Source organism: Streptomyces sp. NPDC002520, from assembly GCF_053595235.1.
Genome location: NZ_JBSFXG010000022.1, coordinates 78,587 through 101,245 on the forward strand (window position 1 = coordinate 78,587; position 22,659 = coordinate 101,245).

Sequence of the window (22,659 nt, forward strand, 5' to 3'; positions counted from 1 at the left end):
AAGAACCCACCACCGTGACCACAGTGACCAAGGCCGAGGACGCGCCGGCCCCGACCGGGCCGGACAGCTTCCTGTCGGTACGCGACCTGCAGGTGACGTTCTCGACGGAGGACGGCCTGGTCAAGGCCGTCGACGGACTCTCCTTCGACCTGCACCGCGGGAAGACCCTCGGCATCGTGGGCGAATCGGGCTCGGGAAAGTCGGTCACCAACCTGACCATCCTGGGACTGCACGACCCGAGGAGCACCACGATCGACGGTGAGATCGTGCTCGACGGCAAGGAACTCATCACCGCGACCGAGAAAGAGATGGAGAAGCTGCGCGGCAACCGCGTGGCGATGATCTTCCAGGACTCGCTCACCGCCCTGTCGCCCTACTACACCATCGGCCGGCAGATCGCCGAGCCGTACATGAAGCACACGGGCGTCTCCAAGAAGGCGGCCTGGGAACGCGCGGTGGAGATGCTGGCCAAGGTCGGCATCCCGCATCCCGCCCAGCGGGCCAAGGACTATCCGCACCAGTTCTCCGGCGGTATGCGCCAGCGCGCGATGATCGCGATGGCCCTGGTGTGCGACCCCGACCTGCTGATCGCCGACGAGCCGACCACGGCCCTGGACGTCACGGTCCAGGCCCAGATCCTCGATCTGCTCAAGGACCTCCAGCGGGAGTTCGGTTCCGGCATCGTCTTCATCACCCACGACCTCGGCGTGATCGCCGACATGGCCGACGACATCATGGTGATGTACGCGGGCCGCGCGGTGGAGCGGGGCACGGTCGACGAGGTGCTGCGCAGGCCCCAGCACCCGTACACCTGGGGTCTGCTGAACTCGATGCCGCGCCTGGACGCCGATCCGACCGCGGCGCTGACCCCGATCCCGGGCGCCCCTCCCTCGCTGCTCCACCCGCCGTCGGGCTGCCGGTTCCACCCTCGCTGCACCTTCCAGGACCGCGTCGCGGGCGCGGGCCGCTGTGTCAACGAGCGGCCGCTGCTGGCCCCCGACCGGGCCTCCGCGTGCCATCTCACCGCGGAGCAGAAGCAGACCATCTTCATCGAAGAGATCAAGCCCCGGCTCGGCTAGGGGATAGGAGAACACCGTCATGACAGAGGACCTGGTCCTCCCGGCCCCGAGCCAGAAGGCCGCCGGCGCGGACGGGGAACCGCTGCTGGAGGTCGCGGGGCTGACCAAGCACTTCCCGGTCAAGGGCGGGTTCCCGATCCGCCGTACGGTCGGGAACGTGCAGGCCGTCGACGGCATCGACTTGACCGTGCACGTGGGCGAGAGCTTCGGGCTGGTCGGCGAGTCGGGCTGCGGCAAGTCGACCACCGGCCGCCTCATCACCCGTCTGCTGGAGCCGACCGCGGGCAAGATCTCGTACCGCGGTCAGGACATCACCCACGCCTCGCGCAAGCAGCTGGCGCCGGTCCGCTCCGAGATCCAGATGATCTTCCAGGACCCGTACTCGTCCCTGAATCCCCGCCAGACGGTGGGCACGATCATCTCCGGGCCGATGGAGATCAACGGCATCAACCCGGAGGGCGGCCGGGAGAAGCGGGTCCGCGAACTCCTGGAGATCGTGGGCCTGAACCCCGAGCACTACAACCGCTTCCCGCACGAGTTCTCCGGCGGTCAGCGCCAGCGCATCGGCGTGGCACGGGCGTTGGCCCTGGAGCCGAAGCTGATCGTCGCCGACGAGCCGGTCTCCGCGCTGGACGTCTCCATCCAGGCGCAGGTCGTGAACCTGTTGCAGCAGGTGCAGAAGGACCTGGGCATCGCGTTCCTGTTCATCGCCCACGACCTGGCGATCGTGCGGCACTTCTCGCAGCGCGTGGCGGTGATGTACCTGGGCAAGATCATCGAGGTCGGCGACCGCGAGTCCATCTACACCCGACCCCGCCACCCGTACACCCACGCCCTGCTGTCCGCCGTCCCCGAGGTGAGCCTCACGGAGGACGACACACCGGCCCGCGAACGCATCCGCCTGGCCGGCGACGTCCCCTCCCCGATCAACCCGCCCTCCGGCTGCCGCTTCCGCACCCGCTGCTGGAAGGCGCAGGACAAGTGCGCGACCGAGGAGCCGCCGCTGGTCCAGATCTCCGGGAACCGGAGTGGCCACCTGACGGCCTGCCACTTCCCGGAGGAGCCGACGATCGAGGCGCGGGACGAGGACGTGATCCTCGATCCGGCGCTGCAGGCCCTGGAGGCCGAGGCCGAATCCGGGGCGGACGAGCCGGAGGACAAGAAGTAGCGTCCGCTCCTGAGAACGTCATGGACGAAGAGAAGGCCCGCACCTGGGGAGGTGCGGGCCTTTCCCCTGGACCGGACACTCAAGGGCTCGGGTCAATGGGCCTGTGAAAGTCCGTTCCGCAAGGCGGCTGCTGACGGGAAAGGGGTGTGTCAGGCAGCCGTCTCGGGGTTCTTGGAGAGGCGGGGGGCCGGTACGGTCTCCGCCGTCTCAGGATAGTGGCAGGCGGTGAGGTGGCCCGCCCTGTTGCCCTCGACCTGGACCAGCGGCGGGGCCTCCGTCGCGCACTTCTCGGTCGCCTTCCAGCAGCGGGTGCGGAAGTGGCAGCCGGAGGGCGGGTTGATGGGGGAGGGCACGTCGCCGGTCAGGCGGATGCGCTCGCGCGGCGCCTCGTCCACCGTGGCCTCGGGCACGGCGGACAGCAGGGCCCGCGTGTAGGGGTGGCGCGGGTTGCCGTACAGGTCGTCGCGGTCGGCGATCTCGACGATCTTACCCAGGTACATGACCGCGACGCGCTGCGAGAAGTGCCGCACGATCGCCAGGTCATGGGCGATGAACACGAACGCGATGCCGAGTTCCCGCTGGACCTTCTGGAGGAGGTTGACGACCTGCGCCTGGATGGAGACGTCCAGCGCGGAGACCGGCTCGTCAGCGACGATCAGCTTCGGGTTCAGGGCGAGGGCGCGGGCGACACCGATGCGCTGGCGCTGGCCGCCGGAGAACTCGTGCGGGAAGCGGTTGTAGTGCTCGGGGTTCAGGCCGACGATCTCCAGGAGTTCGCGGACCCGGTTCTCGTGGCCGCCCGGCGGGTTGATGCCGTTGATCTCCATCGGGCCGGAGATGATCTTGCCGACCGTGTGCCGCGGGTTCAGCGAGGCGTACGGGTCCTGGAAGATCATCTGGATCTCGGACCGGATCGGCGCCAGCTGCTTGCGGTCGGCGTGGGTGATGTCCTGGCCGCGGTACGAGACCTTGCCCGCGGTCGGCTCCAGCAGGCGGGTGATGAGCCGGCCGGTGGTCGACTTGCCGCAGCCGGACTCGCCGACCAGGCCGAGGCTCTCGCCCTCGGCCACCTGGAAGTCGACTCCGTCGACGGCCTGGACGTGCCCGACCGTACGGCGGATCGGGAACCCGCCCTTGATCGGGAAGTGCTTGGTCAGCCCGGAGACGTCCAGGAGGGGAGTGGTGGTGCTCATGGTCGTGGGTTCCCGTCTCTTGTACGTCTCAGAGGGCCTTGCCGGCGACCGTGCCGGTGAGGTACTCGCGGCGCTGCTCGTCGGTCAGGTGACAGGCGCTGCCGCGGCCGTCCAGGATCTCCAGCACCGGGCTCTCCTTGGAGCACCGGCCTGACTCGACCTTGTCGGCGAAGGCGCAGCGCGGGTGGAAACGGCAGCCGGACGGCGGGTTCAGCAGCGAGGGCGGCGAACCCGGGATCGGGTTCAGCGGCACGTCGACCGGGCCGTCCAGGCTCGGCATGGAGCCCAGCAGACCGTAGGTGTACGGGTGCTGCGGGGTGCGCAGCACCTCCTCCTTCGGGCCGCGCTCCACGCACCGGCCGCCGTACATCACCAGCACGTCGTCGGCGATGTCCGCGATCACGCCCAGGTCGTGGGTGATGAAGATGATGGCCGTGCCGAACTCCTTCTGGAGGTCCTTCAGCAGGTCCATGATCTGGGCCTGGACCGTCACGTCGAGCGCCGTCGTCGGCTCGTCGGCGATCAGCAGCTCCGGGTCGCACACCAGCGCCATGGCGATCATCGCGCGCTGGCGCATACCGCCGGAGAACTCGTGCGGGTAGTTGTCCACCCGGCTCTCCGGCTGCGGGATGCCCACCCGCCGCAGCATCTCGATCGCGCGCGCCCGGGACTGGCTCTTGGAGGCACCGGTGTGCTTGCGGTACACCTCGCCGATCTGCGTGCCGATGGTGTGGTACGGCGACAGCGAGGCCAGGGCGTCCTGGAAGATCATCGCCATCTTGTTGCCGCGGAGCTTCTCGAGGGTCCGCTCCGAGGCGCCGTTCAGCTCCTCGCCGTCCAGCTCGATGGAGCCCTCGACCTTGGTGCTGTCGGGGTTGTGCAGGCCCAGGATGGTCAGGTTGGTGACCGACTTGCCGGAACCCGACTCGCCCACGATGCCCAGCGTCTTGCCGCGTGCGAGGTCGAAGGAGAGACCGTCGACGGCCTTGACGGTGCCGTCCTCGGTCGAGAAGTGCACCTTCAGGTCCTTGACGGACAGGAAGGGCTGCGAATCGGTGCTCGTCACGGGGACGCTCCAGAGGGGGGTGATGCGGGGTAGCTGGTGGGGGCGGGCGGGGTCAGGCGAGCCGGATCCGCGGGTCGATCATGGCGTAGCAGGCGTCGACGACGACGTTGGCGATCACCACGAAGGAGGCGGTGAGCACCATCACGCCGAGCAGCATCGGCAGGTCGTTCGTGGTCACGGACTTCACCGCGAGCATGCCGAGGCCCTGGAGGCTGAAGGTCTTCTCGGTGATCATCGCGCCACCGAGCAGCACGCCCATGTCGATACCGAAGATGGTGACGATCGGGCCCATCGCGCCGCGCCAGGCGAAGCGGAAGAAGACGTTGCGACGCGACATGCCCTTGGCGCGGGCGGTGCGGACGTAGTCCTCACTGAGCGTCTCGACCAGCTGGGAGCGGGTCATACGGGTGTAGTTGGCGGTCCAGATCAGCGCCAGGACCAGCCAGGGGACGAGCAGTCCGGTGAACCAGCTCGCCGGGTCCTTGACGAAGGAGGTGTACGAGGGCTGGTCGAGCCAGTGCGTCTGGTAGACGAGGAGGTACAGGGCGACCGGGCCGACGAAGTAGATCTGCATCGACGAGGCGACCAGCGAGGCGGAGCTGGCGATCTTGTCCGTGGCCTTGCCCTGCCGCACGGCGGCGAGCATGCCGGTGCCGATGCCGAAGAGGAGGAAGACGACCGAGGAGCCGAGGGCGAGCGAGGCCGTCGTCGGGAAACGGTCCCAGACCGTCGCGAGGACGGGCTCACGGTTGACGAACGAGTAGCCGAGGCACGGTGCGTCGCAGTGGCCGAAGCTCGCGTAGTCCCGTCCCACGAAGATGCCCGACAGCCAGTGCCAGTACTGGACCGGCAGCGGGTCCGTGATTCCCATGTTGTGCCGGATGAGCTCGAGCGTCTCAGGCGTGCAGACCTTGCCGCAGGCGATCCGGGCGGGGTCGCGCGGCACCGCGTAGAAGAGCATGAACGTGACCGCGCTGATGATCAGCAACGTGATCACGGCGCCGAGGAGCCGGCGGACGAGGAAGCGAAGCATGGGGGTTGGCTTTCCTGGGAGGGCCGTCGTGCGGAGCGGGCCGGGCCGGGGGTGACCGGAGACCCGGTGGACGAGCCGAGGGTGGGGCGGCCGGAGCCGCCCCACCTCTCAGGGATGGATCAGGCCTTGACGTACATCTTGTAGAGCATGCAGCCGTCGAAGTTCGGGTCCATCTTCACGTTGCCGAGCTTCGAACCGTGCAGGTACAGGCGCTTCATGTACACGTCCGGGATGAAGGCACCCAGCTCGGTGACCTGCTTGTCCAGTGCGGCCCACATGGCGTTGGCCTTGTTCTGGTCCGTCTCCGCCGTGGCGGCCTTGATGGCGGCGTCGACGTCGGCGTTCTTGAGGTGGCAGTAGTTGGTGCCCTGGTCCACCACGTTGTGGCTGTCGAACAGCGGCTGGAAGACCGAGTAACCGGTCGGCCAGTCGGCGGACCAGCCGCCCCAGTAGATGTCGTACTCGTTGTCGATCTTGCCGATCTGGTCGTACCAGGTCGTGGAGTCGATGCCCTTGGTGACGACGTCGAAGCCGGCGGCCTTCAGGGCGTTCTCGACGACGACCTTGACCTTGGCGTTGACGTCGTCCTGCTGGTAGGCGTAGACGATCTTGGTGCCGAGCTTGCCGGCCTTCTTCAGGACCGCCTTGGCGGCGGCCGGGTCACCGGCGGGCTTCGCCAGCTTGCCCCAGACGTCCTGCGACTCGTAGCCGGCGACGAGCGGGCTCATGACGCCGGTCGCGTAGTCACCGCGGTGCGCGCCACCCTGGAGCTGGCGGATGCCGGCGGTCGGCCAGGCGCGGATGATGGCCTCGCGGACCTTGATGTCGGTGACGCGGGTCTGGTTGATCCAGTAGACGCTGGTGCCGCTGCTCAGGTCCTCGAAGAGGCGGTCCTTGGCCTTGAGGGTGGCCTGCTGGACGCGGTCCTGCGGGACGGTGCGCCAGGAGACGGCGTACTGGTCCTTGCCGGTGTCGGCGATCAGGCGGTCGGCGGCGGTGGCCGCCTCGATGCCGAAGGTGAAGTCGAACTCGTCCGGGTACGCGTTGCGGATCGGGTCCGTGTTCGGGTCCCAGTGCTCGTTGCGGACGAGCACCATCGACTTGTCGGTGGTGTGGGACTTGACCTTGTAAGGACCGTTGGAGAACGGCTTCTTGTCGTAGTCCTGCTTGGTGTCGTGCTTCGCCTGGGTCGGCGCGTAGGAGTGCATCGCGACGACGTAGTTGAAGTCAGGACGCGCCTCGGAGAGGTGGAAGGTGATCGTCTTCCCGCTCGTCACGATCGACTTGAGGTGCTTGTTGCCCTTGAAGGGACCCGGGTAGGACTTGCGGTAGTCCTGGGTGCCCGTCAGCCAGGACTGGACGTAGACGGCGCCCTCGGTGATGAAGCCGGCGAACGCGCGCTCGATGCCGTGGCGGACGTCGTCGACGGTGACGTCGGAGCCGTCCTCCCACTTGACGCCGTCCTTCAGGGTGAAGGACCAGGTCTTGCCGCCGTCCTTCATGGTGCCCGTGTCGGTGGCGAGGTCACCGACCAGGGTCTGGGAGCCGTCGTCGCCGACCTTGTAGCCGGTCAGGGTGCGGGAGAGGACGACCACGGCCAGCGAGTTCCAGGCGTAGTAGACGCGCTGCGGGTCGAGGTGCGAGAAGTCGTCGTCGTTCAGCAGGGAGACCTTGCCGCCCTTCTTGGCACCGGTGACCTCCGGAGCCGGGCCCTTGGAGTCCGCCGCCGTGCCGATCTTGACGGAGGTGGTGTGGGCCTTGGCCGCTTCCTGCTTGCCGGTGCCGCCCGAGCTGCTGGTGTTACCGCTGCTGCACGCGCTCAGCACCGTGGTGGAGGCGGCGGCCACGCTGGTGGCTATCAGGAAGTTTCTGCGCGAGAAGGACATCGCATCCTGCCTTGAAGTGAGTTGATGAGAGAGATCCGGCACCGCGGCGTCCTCGCCGCGGTCCTGAACAGAGCCGGAGTCAGCGCTTGGTCTTCGGGTCGAGTGCGTCGCGCACCGAGTCACCGAGGAGGTTGAACGCCAGAACGAAGATCACCATGGAGAGGCCGGGGAAGAGCAGGTAGGTGATGTCGTCCTGGTAGACCTGAGCCGCGCGGCCGAGCATGACGCCCCAGTCCGGCGTCGGGTCCGAGATGCCCACGTTGAGGAAGGCGAGACCGGCCTCCGTGGTGACCATCGCGGGGAGCAGGAGCGTCCCCTGGATCAGGATCGGCGTCCACAGGTTGGGGAGCAGTTCCTTGAAGATGATGCGAGCCGGGGAGGCGCCCGTGACCTTGGCGGCCTCGATGAACTCCCGCTCGCGCAGGGCCAGCACCTGACCGCGCAGCAGTCGGGCGATGGAGGCCCAGCCGAAGACCGTGAGCAGCGAGATCAGCGAGACGACGACGATCCAGGTCGGCGTGTCCTCGTTGGGGGCCACGAACAGGCTCAGGACGACGGGCGTGAAGGCCACGAAGAAGAGCTGCTGCGGGAAGGCGAGCAGGATGTCGATGACCCGGCCGAAGAACCAGTCCGTCTTGCCGCCGATGTAGCCGGCCGTCACGCCGATGATCACGCCGACGAGCATGACGAGGAGCGTGATGCCGGTGGAGATCAGCAGCGAGTTGCGGATCGCGTAGATCAGGAACGTGAAGACGTCACGTCCCAGGCCCGGCTCGATGCCGAACCAGAACTCGCTGTCGATGCCGCCGTTCGGCTTCACCGGGTAGCTGTTGTCGGCGATCAGGTCGGGGTTGCCGAGGCCGTACGTCGTGTACGGGTCCTTGCCATAAAGGTTGGCTATCAACGGCGCGGCCAGCGCGACCACGAAGAAGGCGATCACGATGATCGCCGAGATCACGCCCGTACGGTCCCGCTTGAAGCGACGCCAAGCCAGCTGCCCGGGGGACCTGCTCTCGCTGCCCTTCGAACCAGGAGAAGAAGGTGCCTTCTCAACGGTCTCGTCGGTCACCTCAAGCGAGGCAGCCGCAGATGGAGTTGGGGGGGTCATGGTGCTCCTGGCCCAAGGGAGGGTCTGATGACTCCGCAGGGCGCTCCCCTACGGGCTAGCCGGACTTTTTCAACGCAATTCATTCACGGTCAATAAATTCTGGCGCGCCTTGGTCTGCTCTTTACCTTCTTGACCTGTCCTTGATTCTTCTGTAGCTACGCGGGTAGCACGCCGTTATCATTTCGTGCTTCTCATCGGGCCAATCGGACTATTCGGGCAACGAGTTCGTTATGCGGACGCGAGTGTGTCGAAATGCGTACATCGACGCGTCGGATTCCAACGTTTCGGCAACGTTGGGCAGAGATCTATTGCGCGCCATCTGCAAGATCATCAAGGGGTGCGAGTGGTCGCCCGCATTCGGGTGACGTGTCACCCCAAAGGGGCACCAATCGGGCGGCGATCGGGCGGTAATCGCGCGACGGTCGGGGGCCCGCATGTGGAATGCGCCATATAAACCGATATTGACCGGTACTGATGGTGTGATCACGAGGAGGCACGCATGCGTGGAGTCACGCCCGCCCGATGGGCCGCCGGCACGCTGGTGGTGACGCTGGCCGCCACCGGTTGCGGGGGCAACGGCTCAAGCGGCGGCGGGGGCGGGACCGCGGTGCTCAGCGCCTCCTGGGGCGACCCGCAGAACCCGCTGGAACCGGCCAACACCAACGAGGTCCAGGGCGGCAAGGTCCTCGACATGGTCTTCCGGGGCCTGAAGAAGTACGACCCGAAGACCGGCAAGGCCACGAACATGCTCGCGCAGAGCATCGACACGCCGGACTCGAAGAACTTCACCGTCAAGGTCAAGAGCGGCTGGACCTTCTCCAACGGCGAGAAGGTGACCGCCCGCTCCTTCGTGGACGCCTGGAACTACGGGGCGAGCCTGAAGCACAACCAGAAGAACGCGTACTTCTTCGGGTACATCCAGGGCTACGACAAGGTCCACCCCGACAGCGGCACCCAGAGCGCCGACACCCTGTCCGGTCTGAAGGTCGTCGACGATCACACCTTCACCGTCAAGCTCGACCAGAAGTTCTCCAGCTTCCCGGACACCCTCGGCTACGCCGCCTTCGCCCCGCTGCCCCACGCCTTCTTCACCGACCACGCGGCCTGGCTGAAAAAGCCGGTCGGCAACGGGCCCTACACGATCGAGTCCTACGCCAAGGGCTCACAGATGGCCCTGAAGAAGTGGGACGGCTACCCCGGCCCCGACAAGGCCCGGAACGGCGGCGTCACGCTCCGCGTCTACACGGACAGCAACACCGCCTACACCGACCTGCTGGCCGGAAACCTCGACCTCGTCGACGACATCCCCGCCGCCCAGCTGAAGAACGTCAAGGGCGACCTCGGCAGCCGCTACATCAACACCCCGGCCGGCATCATCCAGACCCTCGCCTTCCCGTACTACGACCGGCAGTGGAACAAGCCGGGCTCGGAGAAGGTGCGCACCGGTCTGTCCATGGCGATCAACCGCAGGCAGATCACCGACACGATCTTCCGGCAGACGCGCACCCCGGCCACCGACTGGACCTCCCCGGTGCTCGGTCCGGGCGGCGGCTTCCAGGACGGCCTGTGCGGGACCGCCTGCGACTACAACCCCACCGAGGCCAAGCGGCTCGTCAAGGAGGGCGGCGGGCTCCCCGGCGGCCAGGTCAAGATCACGTACAACGCGGACACGGGCTCCCACAGAGAGTGGATCGACGCCCTGTGCAACTCCATCAACAACGCACTCGGCAACGACAAGGCCTGCGTCGGCAACCCGGTCGGCACCTTCGCGGACTTCCGCAACCAGATCGGCCGGCACAAGATGAGCGGCCCGTTCCGCGCCGGCTGGCAGATGGACTACCCGCTGATCCAGAACTTCCTCCAGCCGCTCTACTACACGAACGCCTCCTCCAACGACGGCAAGTGGTCCAACAAGGACTTCGACAAGCTCGTCGACCAGGCCAACGCCGAGACGGACCGCGCCAAGGCCGTCGCCACCTTCCAGAAGGCCGAGGGGGTCGTGCGGGACAACATGGCCGCCATCCCGCTCTGGTACCAGAACGGCAGCGCGGGCTACTCCGACCGACTGTCGAACGTGCGGCTCAATCCGTTCAGCGTCCCCGTCTACAACGAGATCAAGGTCAGCTGACCCGCCATGGGGCGCTACGTCGTCCGGCGACTGCTCCAGATGATCCCGGTGTTCTTCGGGTCCACCCTGCTGATCTTCCTCATGGTGAACGTGATGGGCGACCCCATCGCGGGCCTGTGCGGGGAGCGGGCGTGCGACCCGGCGACGGCCGCCCAGCTGAAGCGCGAGTTCGGTTTGGACAAGCCGCTCTGGCAGCAGTACGCCACCTACATGGGGAACGTCTTCACCGGAGACTTCGGCACGGCGTTCAACGGACAGCCGGTCACCGAGCTGATGTCCACGGCGTTCCCCGTCACCATCCGGCTGACGATCGTGGCGATCCTCTTCGAGATCGTCATCGGGATCACCCTCGGCGTGGTCACCGGCCTGCGGCGCGGCACGCCCGTCGACACGACCGTCCTGCTGCTCACCCTCGTCGTGATCTCCGTGCCGACCTTCGTCACCGGTCTGCTGCTCCAGCTGCTGCTCGGCATCAAGTGGAACTGGATCAGCCCCTCCGTGCGCAACGGCACCCTCGACGAGCTGATCGTGCCCGGACTGGTCCTCGCCTCCGTGTCGCTCGCCTACGTCACCCGGCTCACCCGGACCTCCATCGCGGAGAACAAACGGTCCGACTACGTCCGCACCGCCGTCGCCAAGGGCCTGCCCCGGCGCCGGGTCGTCGTCCGGCATCTGCTGCGCAACTCGCTGATCCCCGTGGTCACCTTCATCGGCACGGACATCGGCGCGCTGATGGGCGGCGCGATCGTCACCGAGCGGATCTTCAACATCCACGGCGTCGGCTTCCAGCTCTACCAGGGCATCCTGCGGCAGAACACCCAGACCGTCGTCGGCTTCGTGACCGTGCTCGTGCTGGTCTTCCTGGTCGCCAACCTGCTCGTGGACCTGCTGTACGCCGTACTCGACCCGAGGATCCGGTATGCCTGAACAGCCGTACGAGCCCGACGGCGCCATCGCCGGCACCGGCATGGGCGGCGCGATGGACCTCGCCGCGAGCGAGGCGACCACCCTCGAGAAGACCCCCGGCGGTCCGCAGGGCACCGGACCCCAGGCCAAGCCGCGCTCGCTGTGGTCCGACGCCTGGCGGGACCTGCGGCGCAACCCGGTCTTCCTCGTCTCCGCGCTGGTCATCCTCTTTCTGGTCTTCATCGCCGTATGGCCCTCGTCGATCGCCTCCGGCAGCCCCCTCAAGTGCGACCTGGCCAAGTCCCAGGAGGGCTCCCAGCCCGGCCATCCGTTCGGGTTCGACGGACAGGGCTGCGACGTCTACACACGGACCGTGTACGGCGCCCGTGCGTCCGTCACGGTGGGTGTGTGCGCCACCCTCGGGGTCGCGGTCCTCGGGTCGGTGCTCGGCGGTCTGGCGGGCTTCTTCGGGGGCTTCTGGGACTCGATCCTGTCCCGGATCACCGACATCTTCTTCGCCATCCCCGTCGTCCTCGGCGGTCTCGTCCTGCTGTCCGTGGTGACCAGCAACACGGTCTGGCCGGTCATCGGGTTCATGGTGCTGCTCGGCTGGCCGCAGATCTCGCGCATCGCCCGCGGCGCCGTCATCACCGCCAAGCAGAACGACTACGTCCAGGCCGCCCGCGCCCTCGGCGCCTCCAACTCCCGCATCCTGCTGCGGCACATCGCGCCCAACGCCGTGGCCCCCGTGATCGTCGTGGCGACCATCGCGCTCGGCACCTACATCGCGCTGGAGGCGACCCTGTCGTACCTCGGCGTCGGTCTGAAACCGCCCAGCGTCTCCTGGGGCATCGACATCTCCGCCGCCTCCCTCTACGTCCGCAACGCACCGCACGCGCTGCTGTGGCCCTCCGGGGCGCTGGCGATCACCGTCCTGGCCTTCATCATGCTCGGCGACGCGGTGCGCGACGCTCTCGACCCGAAGCTGAGGTGAGGGGTGATGCCCCGTGAAGTGGGTGATCCGGACGTGGGTTTCGGGGTCGGTGGACGGTCCGTGCAGGCGCAGGCGCAGGCGCGGGTGCACGCGTCGCTGTGGTCCTCCAGGGAGCCGGCACTCACCGTCCTGGCCTTCATCATGCTCGGCGACGCGGTGCGCGGCGCCCTCGATCCGAAGCTGAGGTGACGTGGCCGTGCTGCTCGAAGTGCGCGACCTGCATGTGGAGTTCCGCACCCGGGACGGGATCGCGAAGGCCGTCAACGGGGTGTCGTACGCCGTCGACGCGGGGGAGACCCTGGCGGTGCTCGGCGAGTCCGGTTCCGGGAAGTCGGTCACCGCGCAGGCGGTGATGGGCATCCTCGACATGCCGCCGGGCAGGATCACCGGCGGCGAGATCCTCTTCCGGGGCCGGGACCTGCTGAAGCTCAAGGAGGAGGAGCGGCGCGGCATCCGGGGCGCCGGAATGGCGATGATCTTCCAGGACGCGCTGTCCGCGCTCAACCCCGTGATGTCCGTGGGCGACCAGCTCGGCGAGATGTTCGTCGTGCACCGGGGCATGTCGAAGAAGGACGCGCGGGTCCGGGCGGTCGAGCTGATGGACCGGGTGCGCATCCCGGGCGCGGCCCAGCGGGTGCGGGACTACCCCCACCAGTTCTCCGGCGGCATGCGCCAGCGCATCATGATCGCCATGGCGCTGGCCCTGGAGCCGGCCCTCGTCATCGCCGACGAACCCACCACCGCGCTGGACGTCACGGTCCAGGCCCAGGTGATGGACCTGCTCGCGGATCTGCAGCGCGAGTTCCGCATGGGGCTCATCCTCATCACCCACGACCTCGGTGTCGTCGCGGACGTCGCCGACCGGATCGCGGTGATGTACGCGGGGCGGATCGTCGAGTCGGCGCCCGTGCACGACATCTACAAGGCGCCCGCCCACCCCTACACCAGGGGCCTGCTCGACTCCATCCCGCGTCTGGACCAGAAGGGACACGAGTTGTACGCCATCAAGGGCCTGCCGCCGAACCTCATGGACATCCCGCCCGGCTGCGCCTTCCATCCGCGCTGTCCGATGGCCCAGGACGTGTGCCGCACGGACGTGCCCCCGCTGTACGAGGTCTCCGAGGAGCGGGGCAGCGCCTGCCACTTCTGGACGGAGTGCCTGCGTGGCTGAGCCGATCCTGGAGGTCCGCGGCCTCGTCAAGCACTACCCGCTCACCCGGGGAATCCTGTTCAAGAAGCAGGTGGGCGCGGTGAAGGCGGTCGACGGCGTCGACTTCACCCTCGGCAAGGGGGAGACCCTGGGCATCGTCGGCGAGTCGGGGTGCGGCAAGTCGACGGTGGCGAGGCTGTTGTGCAGCCTGGAGCGGCCGACGGCCGGCTCGATCAGGTTCAAGGGCGAGGAACTCACCCGGCTGTCCGACCGTGCGCTGAAGGCCGTGCGCCGCAACATCCAGATGGTCTTCCAGGACCCGTACACCTCCCTCAACCCCCGTATGACGGTGGGCGACATCATCGGGGAGCCGTACGACATCCACCCCGAGGTGGCTCCGAAGGGCGACCGGCGCCGCCGGGTCCAGGAGCTGCTGGACGTGGTCGGCCTCAACCCGGAGTACATCAACCGCTATCCCCACCAGTTCTCCGGCGGCCAGCGCCAGCGCATCGGCATCGCCCGGGGGCTGGCGCTGCGCCCCGAGATCATCGTCGCGGACGAGCCGGTCTCCGCCCTGGACGTCTCGGTGCAGGCCCAGGTGATCAACCTGCTGGACCGTCTCCAGGCGGAGTTCGACCTGTCGTACGTCTTCATCGCGCACGACCTGTCCATCGTCCGGCACATCTCGGACCGGGTCGGCGTCATGTACCTCGGCCGGATCGTGGAGATCGGCACGGACGAGCAGATCTACGAGCACCCCACGCACCCCTACACCCAGGCGCTGCTGTCGGCCGTCCCGGTCCCCGACCCCGACGCACGGGAGCACCGCGAGCGGATCATCCTCACCGGGGACGTGCCGTCCCCGACCCACATCCCCTCCGGCTGCCGCTTCCGCACCCGCTGCTGGAAGGCGCAGGACGTGTGCGCCGTGGAGATCCCGCCGCTGGCGGTCCCGGCGGAACTCGTGAGCGCCGGCCCGGCGGCCCACGACTCGGCCTGCTTGTTCGCGGAGGAGAAACAGGTCGTGCCCCCGGAAGCGGCGCCCCCGGAAGCGGCGCCCCCGGAAGCGGCGCCGGACGACGGCGACGGGCCGGGATGACGGCGACGGGCCGGGGTGGCGTGGCACCCCGGCCCGTCCAACGGCACCCGCACGGCCGTACGCCGTTCAGGCTCGCGCGCTCGTGTCTCGGCACCGCTTCCGTGAAGTTGCCTTCGCGTTAAGGCAGTTCACAGCGGTCGGCGTCAGCCGCGTTGTCCCAGCGAACGCCTGAGGAAGTCCAGCTGGAGGCGCAGCAGGTTCTCCGCGACCGCCTCCTGCGGGGTCATGTGGGTCACCCCGGACAGCGGCAGCACCTCGTGCGGGCGGCCGGCGGCCAGCAGGGCCGAGGACAGCCGCAGGGAGTGGGCGACGACCACGTTGTCGTCCGCCAGCCCGTGGATGATCATCATCGGCCGGTGCGGCTCGGCCGGGTCGACCAGGCCCGCGTCGTCGATCACCGAGTTGCGCCGGTAGACCTCCGGCTGTTCGTCCAGGAGACCGGAGTAGCGCTCCTCATAGTGCGTGTCATAGAGGCGCAGGTCGGTGACCGGAGCGCCGACCACGGCCGCGTGGAAGACGTCGGGGCGGCGCAGCACCGCCAGTGCCGCCAGGTAGCCGCCGAAGGACCAGCCCCGCACGGCCACCCGGTCCAAGTCCAGCGGGAACCTCTCGGCGAGGGCGTGCAGCGCGTCCACCTGGTCCTGGACGACCATCGCCGCCTTGTCGTCCCGGATCTCCTTCTCCCACGCCGGGGAGCGGCCCGGCGTGCCCCGGCCGTCGGCGACGATCACCGCGAAGCCCTGGTCGGCGAACCACTGCGACGTGAGGTGGGCGTTGTGCGCGGCGACGACCCGCTGGCCGTGCGGACCGCCGTAGGGGTCCAGCAGGACCGGCAGGGGAGTGTCACCGTGGTAGTCCCGTGGCATAAGCACGGCGCACGGAATTCGGCGTGCGCCCCCCTCGGTGAGGGTCACCCTCGGGGACAAACCGGGATGTTCGGCGTACGACGTGACAGTCGCCGCCCGTTTCCCGTCACGCAGCACCTGGACATGCGCCCCAGGGCTGTCCAGCGTCGCGGACACCAGCACGGTCACGTTCCCGGCCCGCACCGCCGAGTGCACGCCGGGCTCCTGCGACACACGCTCCACGCCGAGTTCGTTGACCCGGTAGACATGGATCTCGCCCGTCTCCGGCGTCTCGGCGGCCTCCCCGGCCGAGGCCGTCACCAGCACGTCGTCCGCCGACACGTCCAGCACCGAGCGGATGTGCAACTGGGGCCCGGTCAGCGGGCGTTCACCCACCGCCAGCACCCGCGCGCCGCCCTCGTCGGCGACCCGGACGAGCTGGCCCGACGGGCTCCAGCACGGCACCCCGGCGAAAAGTTCCAGCCATGTTGGATCTTCGTCGGCGTGCACCATCCGGGTCGTCCCGGTGTCCGGGTCCACGGCCAGGAACAGCTGGCTGCGCTGGTCCCGGGCCTGCACGAGCAGCAGCGGCGCCCCCGCCGCTGACCAGTGCACACGTGCCAGATACGGATAGCGCGTCCGGTCCCACAGGACTTCCGTGCGCGTCCCGTCGAGGCCCGCCACGAACAGGCGGACGTCCGCGTTGGGCGTCCCCACCGCCGGGTACGCCACGTGGTGTGGCTCACGCTCGGGGTGGGCCGGGTCGGAGATCCACCACCGCTTCACCGGCGTGTCGTCCACGCGCGCCACCAGCAGCCGGTCCGAGTCCGGGGACCACCAGAACCCCCGCGTACGCCCCATCTCCTCGGCCGCGACGAACTCCGCGAGACCGTAGCCGACCTGCTCCTGCTCCGGCTCCAGCAGTGCCCGGTCGTCCTCGCCCTCCGCGCCCACGACCCGCAGCGCGCCCTGGGCGACGTACGCGATGTGCCGCCCGTCCGGCGCCGGGCGCGGGTCGATCACCGGTCCGGGAACCCGGAGTTCACGTGCCGTCCCGGCCCGCAGCTCGGCCACGAAAAGCCGCCCTGACAAGGCGAAAGACGCCAGTTCCACGGCCGCGTCGGTGGCGTAGCCGACGATGCCGGCGCCCCCCTCGCGGCTGCGCTCCCTGCGTGCCCGCTCCTCGGGCGACAGTTGCTCGGAGGCGCCCTGGAGCAGGGCGCCGGGGTCGGCCGCCAGGCGTTCCGAACCGTCCTCCGGGTCCAGGATCCAGAGGGAGTTGGCCCGGTCCGTGCCGGAACTCGAACGAAGGAACGCGACGCGCGAACCGTCCGGTGCCACGGTGAAAGCACGCGGCGCGCCGAGCGTGAACCGCTGTGTCCGGGCGTGCCGGCGGGGGAAGGAGTCAGCCTCGGTCGTCATACCCTGACCATATTGGCCATGCGCCCCCTTGTGCGGCCGTGCGCCGAGCTATGCGCGAGCACGGATAGTTATGATCACTACCGCTGAGTGGGTATGAACCTGCCGGCACGCGAGTCCATCCGCTGTACTGAGTAGTGAAGTTACATCCCCCATAGCCCGAACCCCCCGCATCCCTGGGACCTTTGGAGGTGAGCCGCCGTGGCACTCTCGATTTCGGCGGTGGTGCTGCTGGCGATCATCGTCTTCTTGTTGATCAAGAAGTCAGGGTTGAAGGGTGGTCATGCGGTCGTCTGCATGCTGCTCGGCTTCTATCTCGCGTCTTCCACTGTCGCGCCCACGATCAGTGAGTTGACGACGAACGTGGCGAGCATGATCGGCAGCATCAAGTTCTGACGACACCGGCCACGAACGCCGCCCACGGCTCCGGCGCGACCGCGAGCTGTGGGCCTTCGGTGTGCTTGGAGTCGCGGATGTGGATGGTGCCGGAGGTGGTGGCGATCTCGACGCAGGAGTTGCCGTCGTTGCCGCTGCTGTAGCTGCTCTTGAACCACGCCAGCTGGGAACTGGTTCCGGCGCTCACAGGCGAACTCCGTCGACGAAGTCCGCCCAGGACTCCGGCGCGACCGCGAGCCGGGGGCCTTCGGTGTGCTTGGAGTCGCGGATGTGGACGGTGCGGGGCGCAATGGCGATCTCGACGCAGGAGTCGCCCTCGGTGCCGTCGCTGTAGCTGCTCTTGAACCACGCCAGTTCGGAGACGTCACCGGCGGCGGTCTCGCGGATCATGTTTCTCCCAGCAGTTGCTCGATGAAGGTCAACGACTCCCGTGGGGAGAGAGCCTGGGCCCGGATGGTGCCATACCTAAGTTCGAGGATGCGGAGGTCCTTCGGGTTGGAAGTCGGTCGACCGTTGAAGGCGCCGTCCGAACGCCCCACCGCCGAACCATCCGCGAACTTCAGCAACTCGATCTTCCCATCCACACCGGGATGGGCGTCGGTGTCGGTTGGCATCACCTGGAGCGACACATTGCGCAACCGCGCTACCTCCAGCAGGTGTTCGAGCTGTCGGCGTCGCACCATTGTGCCTCCGACGCGGCGACGCAGGGCCGCCTCTTCCTGCACGAAGCTGAGCGCAGTCGCCGGTGACTTCTCGAAGACCTCCTTGCGTGCCATCCGAGCGGACACCAGGCGTTCGACTTCTTCTTCGGAGTAGGGCGGCTGTCGTGCCTCGAACAGGGCTCGTGTGTGTTCCGGTGTCTGGAGTAGACCGTGGATGCTCAGCCCGACGTACACGGCGATCTCGACCGCCTGTCCCTCCAGCTTCGCCAGATCCCGCACCTTCTTCGGATAGCGAACCCTCGCCACGTCCTCCTTCATCGCCGAAAGTAACCCCCCGGCCCCCAACACCGCGTCCGCCCTGTCCAGATACTCGGGCCGGGGAATCCGCTTGCCGCTCTCGATCTTGTAGACGAGATCCTCGCCGTATCCCACGGCCGCCGCGAATTCGGCGGCCCGCATGCCGGCCGCCTCGCGGCGCAGCTTCAACTGCCGTCCCACCGTGGCGATCACGGCCACGCCCCAGTCGTCGTCCGGGTCCACCTCCCAGCCCGGTTCGTCGACCTCGCTCGTGAGTCGTACCGCCTCGTCGTCCACCGACATTCCGCGCCCCTCCGTCGTAGCGGCCGTATCGCCTCGTACCGTCAGGCCGTACCCGTACGACCGCCGCCGACAGCCCGGACAGCACCGGACAAGTCCTGGACAGTGACCGTACGCAACGACGTGATTACTCCTCACGGTAGAGCCGCTCGGCCACGCTGAGTCACGTGAACGAGGAAATCGCCGGTAAGACGGCCCAACTCGACAACGGTGTCCACAACTTCAGCGTGCTGCTCTCCTCCACTGCGCGCGGGGCCCGGCTGGCCCGGCTGCTCGCCGCCGACCAACTCGCGGGCTGGGGGCTGCCGAGCGAGGCGGCGACCCATGTCGTGGCCGAGCTGGCGGCGAACGCGGCCACCCACGGACGCCTGCCGGGACGGAGCTTCCGCCTCACGCTGTACGTCGTCGGCGACATCCTGCGGATCGAGGTGACCGACACACGCGGTGACCGGCTGCCCCAGATGAAGATGGCGGCGGCCGTGGACGCGGAGTGTGGCCGGGGGCTGCTCCTCGTGGACGCGTTCGCCGAGCGGTGGGGTGTGGCAGAGGGGCGGTTCCCGCGCAAGACCGTGTGGGCCGAGCTGCGTCTCTCGTAGCCGGAACCCGGCCACTCGTGCTCCGGTGACAGGGGCGGTCTTTCCCAAGGACCACGACGGTGAAAGGACCTCGCCAAGCCCCACCCCTCCCGCCCGCCGCGCACGGTCACCCGGGCGGGTGAACATCGCCGAATCGGCTGGATTCGCGGCCCCTCGCCTGTCCTACGCTCGGCGCAACACAACCGCAGACATGCGACGGCCCCCGCCGGGACGGCAATCCCAGTGCGAGGGCCTGACCACCGAGGAAGAGGCACTTCCCGATGGGTACTCAGCACCCTAGCGCGCCCCCGCGCGCCCAGTCCCGGCTTGCCGCCGACAACCACCCGAACCGGCGGCCCCACACCGGCGGCGGGCTCATCCACGAGAACACCCGCCACACCGCCCGCTTCACGGTGATCGGCAACCACCTCACCCAGCACCCGGACCTGTCCCTGCTCGCGATCGGTCTGGGCTGTCACATCCAGTCGTTGCCCAGGGGCGCCCGCATCGACATCAAGTCCCTCACCGCCCGTTTCCAGGAGGGTGCGACCCGGATCGCCGCCGGTCTGCGCGAGCTGGAGGCCCACGGGTACCTGCGCCGTGAACGCGAACGTGTCCCCGGCGGCCGTATCGTCACCCGCACCGTCTCCTGCAACCAGCCGGGAAGCCGCCGCCCGGCCGACCACGCACCCGCACCACCGGCGCGTCCAGGACCCCGACCGGGGTCGGGATCAGGCGCCGCCCCGGCAGAGCGGCAGACGGCCCGCAAGAAGTCCCTCCCCTCGGTGCCGCAACCCGCCTGTCCCGCCCCCGCCATCCTCCAGCAGGCCACGGACCTCCTCGCCGGCCTCCGCCGCCACGATCCCCGCCTGCTCCTCTCTGCCTGTGACACCGCCCACCTCGCCCCCGGCGTCGCGGCCTGGCTGGAGCGCGACGTGAGCCCCACGGCCGTACGCCATGCGCTGACCGCACACCTGCCGGACGAACCGTTGTGTCGTCCGGCCGCCCTCCTGGCGCACCGGCTCGCCGCCCAGCTCCCCCCGTCACCGCCGTTCCGGGCGCAGGCGTCACCATCGTCGGTCACCCGTCACCCGCTCCAGAACTGCGACGGCTGCGACCGCGCCTTCCGCGCCCCGACCCCAGGACGCTGCTATGACTGCCGCACTCCCATTGCCGTTGCCTGAGCCCGTTGTGCCCCGTTCGCTGCCCACGAGCCGGATAGTCTGGCCAGGGCGCTCTCTGGAGGACACGATGAGTACTCAGGCCGACCACGGGCACGAGCTGGTCCCTCGTCCGGAGCTGACCCCTGACGCCCTGCGTGCCGCCCTTGCCGTCGTCGCTCCAGGCCGCCTGGGCGAGATGCAGGCCAAGAAGGACGAGGCCTTCGCCAAGGCCGTCGAGTGGCAGTCGCTCAGCCCCGTACAGGGCTGGGTTCTGATCTGGGCCAGGGACATCGAGATCGCCCGCCGCCCCGACCTGTCCAGTCGCTATACCCGGGCGGAGAAGGATCTGGAAGACGAGGATCCCGTTGTCGCGCGAGAGGCCCTCCGCGAGCTGAGCGCGGTTCTCGACGAGGCGATGAAGGCCATTCGCGAGTGAGCTGGAAATGGGAGTACGCCTTCGGCGCCGAAGAGGCCGCGCGAACCGCTCCTGCGGATTTCCTGACCGCCGTGGAACGCAAGGCCGACGAACTGGTCAGAGCGGTGGAAGCCGTCCACAACCACGGCCGGGCCCATGAAGGGATCGATCCGAAGGGCGGCGATGTCATCGTCCCCGGCGGCATGTTCACCTACCAGGTTGTCGTGCGCAGCGAGCGTGTCTACGTCGTCCAGATCACCTATCTGGGCTTCTGACGGCCTGCGGTGACCGGTCAGCCGCGCAGGGAGGACGCCAGGCTGTCGGCGCCGCCTCGTAGGGTGGACCCATGACGGAACTGCCTGCCCGGCGTCTGCTGCTCGTGCACGCGCACCCGGACGACGAGTCGATCAACAACGGCGCGACCATGGCCAAGTACGCGGCCGAGGGTGCCCACGTGACCCTGGTGACCTGCACGCTCGGTGAGCGCGGGGAGGTCATCCCGCCCGAGCTGCGGCATCTGGGCGGTGCCGCGCTGGGCGCGTACCGGCGCGGTGAGCTGGTCGCGGCGCTGGGCGAGCTGGGCGTGACGGACGTCCGGCTGCTCGGCGGCGCCGGCCGCTACGGCGACTCCGGGATGATGGGCCTGGCCGACAACGACGACCCCGGCTGCTTCTGGCAGGCCGACGTCGACGAGGCCGCCGGGTCCCTCGCGGAGGTGATCCTGGAGGTCCGGCCGCAGGTCCTGGTCGCCTACGACGACAACGGCGGATACGGCCACCCGGACCACATCCAGGCCCACCGCGTCGCCATGCGCGCCGTCGAGCTGGCCGCCGAGCGGGGTCATGTGATCCACAAGATCTACTGGAACCGCACCCCGCGTTCCGTCGCCGAGGAGGCGTTCGCCCGCCTCCAGGACGATCTGTCCGGACTTCCGTTCGACAAGAGCGCCGTGGCGGACGACCTTTCGGGCGTGGTGGACGACGCCCGCGTCACCACCGCGATCGACGGCACCGCCCACGCCGCCGCCAAGGCCGCCGCGATGCGCGCCCACGTCACCCAGATCGCCGTGGCGGAGCCGTACTTCGCGCTCTCCAACGACCTGGCCCAGCCGCTGTTCACCACCGAGTACTACGAGTTGGTGCGCGGCGCGGCACGGCCGGGCGGGGACGGCGCCGGGGTCGAGACCGATCTGTTCGCCGGTGTCCCCGCCGACGCGGCGGAGGTGGCGTCATGAGCGACGCCGGACGGGGTTCGATGCTCGCCCAGCCGCTGCGGCCGCCCTCGATCGGTCGGTTCTTCGCCTACGTGGGACTGTTCCTGCTCGGCGCGATCGTGGCGCTCGCCGGGGCGCTGCTCCAGTCCGCCTGGTTCCCGGGCGGGCTGCTGCTCGGTCTCGCGGGCGCGGCGGGTCTGTTCCTCGGCGGGGCGGCCGCGACGGCGAGCCGCGCGGGCGCGGTCGCGCCGGTGCTCGGCTGGGTCGTCGCCGTACTGCTGCTCACCGCTCCCCGGCCGGAAGGGGACTTCCTCTTCGGCGTGGGCGGTGGCTCGTACCTCTTCCTGCTCGGCGGGATGGTCGTCGCTGTGATCTGCGCCACTGTGGGTGCGGGGAGGTACGCCGGGGGCGGCTCTGCCCGACTTGGCAAGTGACGTACCACTTCGCCGTACGACGAGCGTGCGAGTCCCGTGTGACTTTCCTCAACGGTCGTGGGATACGCGCCAGACGTGGCCAGTATGGTGGTGCGCGCCGCCGAGGTGCCCGCTGAGGTCGTAACGGGCG

The 22,659-nt window shown here is 68.7% G+C and carries 24 protein-coding genes; 15 read left to right on the forward strand and 9 right to left on the reverse strand.

What is annotated here, in order from left to right:
- Positions 1-14: 14 nt before the first annotated feature.
- Together ACWD5D_RS27445 and ACWD5D_RS27450 are read left to right on the forward strand one after the other, a co-directional pair.
- Positions 15-1,079 (forward strand): ABC transporter ATP-binding protein, encoded by a 1,065-nt coding sequence (locus ACWD5D_RS27445; protein ID WP_451375421.1) that lies wholly within the window; start codon positions 15-17, stop codon positions 1,077-1,079.
- Between the two features lie 19 nt (positions 1,080-1,098).
- On the forward strand, positions 1,099-2,247 hold the full coding sequence (locus ACWD5D_RS27450; RefSeq protein ID WP_451375422.1) for an ABC transporter ATP-binding protein: 1,149 nt from the start codon (positions 1,099-1,101) through the stop codon (positions 2,245-2,247).
- Positions 2,248-2,396: 149 nt separating this feature from the next.
- Here ACWD5D_RS27450 and ACWD5D_RS27455 read toward each other — a convergent pair whose 3' ends face one another.
- The 5 genes from ACWD5D_RS27455 to ACWD5D_RS27475 all read right to left on the reverse strand — a co-directional run bounded on the left by ACWD5D_RS27455 (position 2,397) and on the right by ACWD5D_RS27475 (position 8,533).
- Entirely contained in the window at positions 2,397-3,440 is a 1,044-nt protein-coding gene (locus ACWD5D_RS27455; RefSeq protein ID WP_451375423.1) for an ABC transporter ATP-binding protein, read from the reverse strand.
- 28 nt (positions 3,441-3,468) lie between these two features.
- Positions 3,469-4,506, reverse strand: coding sequence for an ABC transporter ATP-binding protein (locus tag ACWD5D_RS27460; RefSeq protein WP_451375424.1), 1,038 nt, complete (start codon positions 4,504-4,506; stop codon positions 3,469-3,471).
- Between the two features lie 52 nt (positions 4,507-4,558).
- Entirely contained in the window at positions 4,559-5,539 is a 981-nt protein-coding gene (locus ACWD5D_RS27465; RefSeq protein ID WP_451375425.1) for an ABC transporter permease, read from the reverse strand.
- A 119-nt stretch (positions 5,540-5,658) separates the two neighbouring features.
- Positions 5,659-7,425 (reverse strand): ABC transporter substrate-binding protein, encoded by a 1,767-nt coding sequence (locus tag ACWD5D_RS27470; protein ID WP_451375426.1) that lies wholly within the window; start codon positions 7,423-7,425, stop codon positions 5,659-5,661.
- A gap of 79 nt (positions 7,426-7,504) precedes the next feature.
- On the reverse strand, positions 7,505-8,533 hold the full coding sequence (locus ACWD5D_RS27475) for an ABC transporter permease (RefSeq protein ID WP_451375427.1): 1,029 nt from the start codon (positions 8,531-8,533) through the stop codon (positions 7,505-7,507).
- 499 nt (positions 8,534-9,032) lie between these two features.
- On the opposite strand from ACWD5D_RS27475, the gene ACWD5D_RS27480 reads away from it, so the two are divergent.
- From ACWD5D_RS27480 to ACWD5D_RS27505, 6 genes are read left to right on the forward strand one after another with little or no spacing between them, the layout of a single operon-like run.
- Positions 9,033-10,661, forward strand: a complete 1,629-nt coding sequence (locus tag ACWD5D_RS27480) for a peptide ABC transporter substrate-binding protein (protein ID WP_451375428.1) — start codon at positions 9,033-9,035, stop codon at positions 10,659-10,661.
- A gap of 6 nt (positions 10,662-10,667) precedes the next feature.
- Positions 10,668-11,588, forward strand: coding sequence for an ABC transporter permease (locus ACWD5D_RS27485; RefSeq protein WP_451375429.1), 921 nt, complete (start codon positions 10,668-10,670; stop codon positions 11,586-11,588).
- On the forward strand, positions 11,581-12,561 hold the full coding sequence (locus tag ACWD5D_RS27490; RefSeq protein WP_451375430.1) for an ABC transporter permease: 981 nt from the start codon (positions 11,581-11,583) through the stop codon (positions 12,559-12,561). The genes ACWD5D_RS27485 and ACWD5D_RS27490 overlap by 8 nt, the downstream gene beginning before the upstream one ends.
- Positions 12,562-12,567: 6 nt before the next feature.
- Positions 12,568-12,750, forward strand: coding sequence for a hypothetical protein (locus ACWD5D_RS27495; protein WP_451375431.1), 183 nt, complete (start codon positions 12,568-12,570; stop codon positions 12,748-12,750).
- Between the two features lie 7 nt (positions 12,751-12,757).
- Positions 12,758-13,732, forward strand: a complete 975-nt coding sequence (locus ACWD5D_RS27500) for an ABC transporter ATP-binding protein (RefSeq protein ID WP_451375432.1) — start codon at positions 12,758-12,760, stop codon at positions 13,730-13,732.
- On the forward strand, positions 13,725-14,810 hold the full coding sequence (locus ACWD5D_RS27505) for an ABC transporter ATP-binding protein (protein ID WP_451375433.1): 1,086 nt from the start codon (positions 13,725-13,727) through the stop codon (positions 14,808-14,810). Before ACWD5D_RS27500 ends, ACWD5D_RS27505 begins: the two co-directional genes overlap by 8 nt.
- Positions 14,811-14,953: 143 nt before the next feature.
- Here the strand turns inward: ACWD5D_RS27505 and ACWD5D_RS27510 are convergent, their stop codons facing one another.
- Positions 14,954-17,077 (reverse strand): alpha/beta fold hydrolase, encoded by a 2,124-nt coding sequence (locus ACWD5D_RS27510; RefSeq protein ID WP_451375434.1) that lies wholly within the window; start codon positions 17,075-17,077, stop codon positions 14,954-14,956.
- 198 nt (positions 17,078-17,275) lie between these two features.
- Between ACWD5D_RS27510 and ACWD5D_RS27515 the strand changes: the two genes are divergently transcribed.
- Entirely contained in the window at positions 17,276-17,470 is a 195-nt protein-coding gene (locus tag ACWD5D_RS27515; protein ID WP_030346161.1) for a hypothetical protein, read from the forward strand.
- On the opposite strand, the gene ACWD5D_RS27520 is transcribed toward ACWD5D_RS27515, so the two are convergent.
- Genes ACWD5D_RS27520 through ACWD5D_RS27530 form a run of 3 tightly spaced genes read right to left on the reverse strand, consistent with a single transcriptional unit; the run spans position 17,460 to position 18,732 of the window.
- Positions 17,460-17,657 (reverse strand): DUF397 domain-containing protein, encoded by a 198-nt coding sequence (locus ACWD5D_RS27520; RefSeq protein WP_451375435.1) that lies wholly within the window; start codon positions 17,655-17,657, stop codon positions 17,460-17,462. The genes ACWD5D_RS27515 and ACWD5D_RS27520 overlap by 11 nt on opposite strands.
- Positions 17,654-17,860 (reverse strand): DUF397 domain-containing protein, encoded by a 207-nt coding sequence (locus ACWD5D_RS27525; RefSeq protein ID WP_451375436.1) that lies wholly within the window; start codon positions 17,858-17,860, stop codon positions 17,654-17,656. Before ACWD5D_RS27525 ends, ACWD5D_RS27520 begins: the two co-directional genes overlap by 4 nt.
- Complete coding sequence (locus ACWD5D_RS27530) at positions 17,857-18,732, reverse strand: helix-turn-helix domain-containing protein (RefSeq protein ID WP_451375437.1); 876 nt, start codon at positions 18,730-18,732, stop codon at positions 17,857-17,859. Before ACWD5D_RS27530 ends, ACWD5D_RS27525 begins: the two co-directional genes overlap by 4 nt.
- A gap of 155 nt (positions 18,733-18,887) precedes the next feature.
- Between ACWD5D_RS27530 and ACWD5D_RS27535 the strand changes: the two genes are divergently transcribed.
- The 6 genes from ACWD5D_RS27535 (at position 18,888) to ACWD5D_RS27560 (ending at position 22,529) form a co-directional block, all read left to right on the forward strand.
- On the forward strand, positions 18,888-19,325 hold the full coding sequence (locus ACWD5D_RS27535; RefSeq protein WP_451375488.1) for an ATP-binding protein: 438 nt from the start codon (positions 18,888-18,890) through the stop codon (positions 19,323-19,325).
- Between the two features lie 260 nt (positions 19,326-19,585).
- A complete protein-coding gene (locus ACWD5D_RS27540; RefSeq protein WP_451375438.1) occupies positions 19,586-20,488 on the forward strand; it encodes a helix-turn-helix domain-containing protein in 903 nt (300 codons plus the stop codon).
- A gap of 67 nt (positions 20,489-20,555) precedes the next feature.
- Positions 20,556-20,903: a hypothetical protein gene (locus ACWD5D_RS27545; RefSeq protein ID WP_451375439.1), complete on the forward strand. Its 348-nt coding sequence runs from the start codon at positions 20,556-20,558 to the stop codon at positions 20,901-20,903.
- Entirely contained in the window at positions 20,900-21,157 is a 258-nt protein-coding gene (locus ACWD5D_RS27550) for a hypothetical protein (RefSeq protein ID WP_451375440.1), read from the forward strand. The genes ACWD5D_RS27545 and ACWD5D_RS27550 overlap by 4 nt, the downstream gene beginning before the upstream one ends.
- Positions 21,158-21,228: 71 nt before the next feature.
- Positions 21,229-22,116 (forward strand): N-acetyl-1-D-myo-inositol-2-amino-2-deoxy-alpha-D-glucopyranoside deacetylase, encoded by an 888-nt coding sequence (gene mshB, locus ACWD5D_RS27555; protein WP_451375441.1) that lies wholly within the window; start codon positions 21,229-21,231, stop codon positions 22,114-22,116.
- Entirely contained in the window at positions 22,113-22,529 is a 417-nt protein-coding gene (locus ACWD5D_RS27560) for a DUF6113 family protein (RefSeq protein WP_451375442.1), read from the forward strand. The genes mshB and ACWD5D_RS27560 overlap by 4 nt, the downstream gene beginning before the upstream one ends.
- The last annotated feature ends 130 nt before the right edge of the window (positions 22,530-22,659 follow it).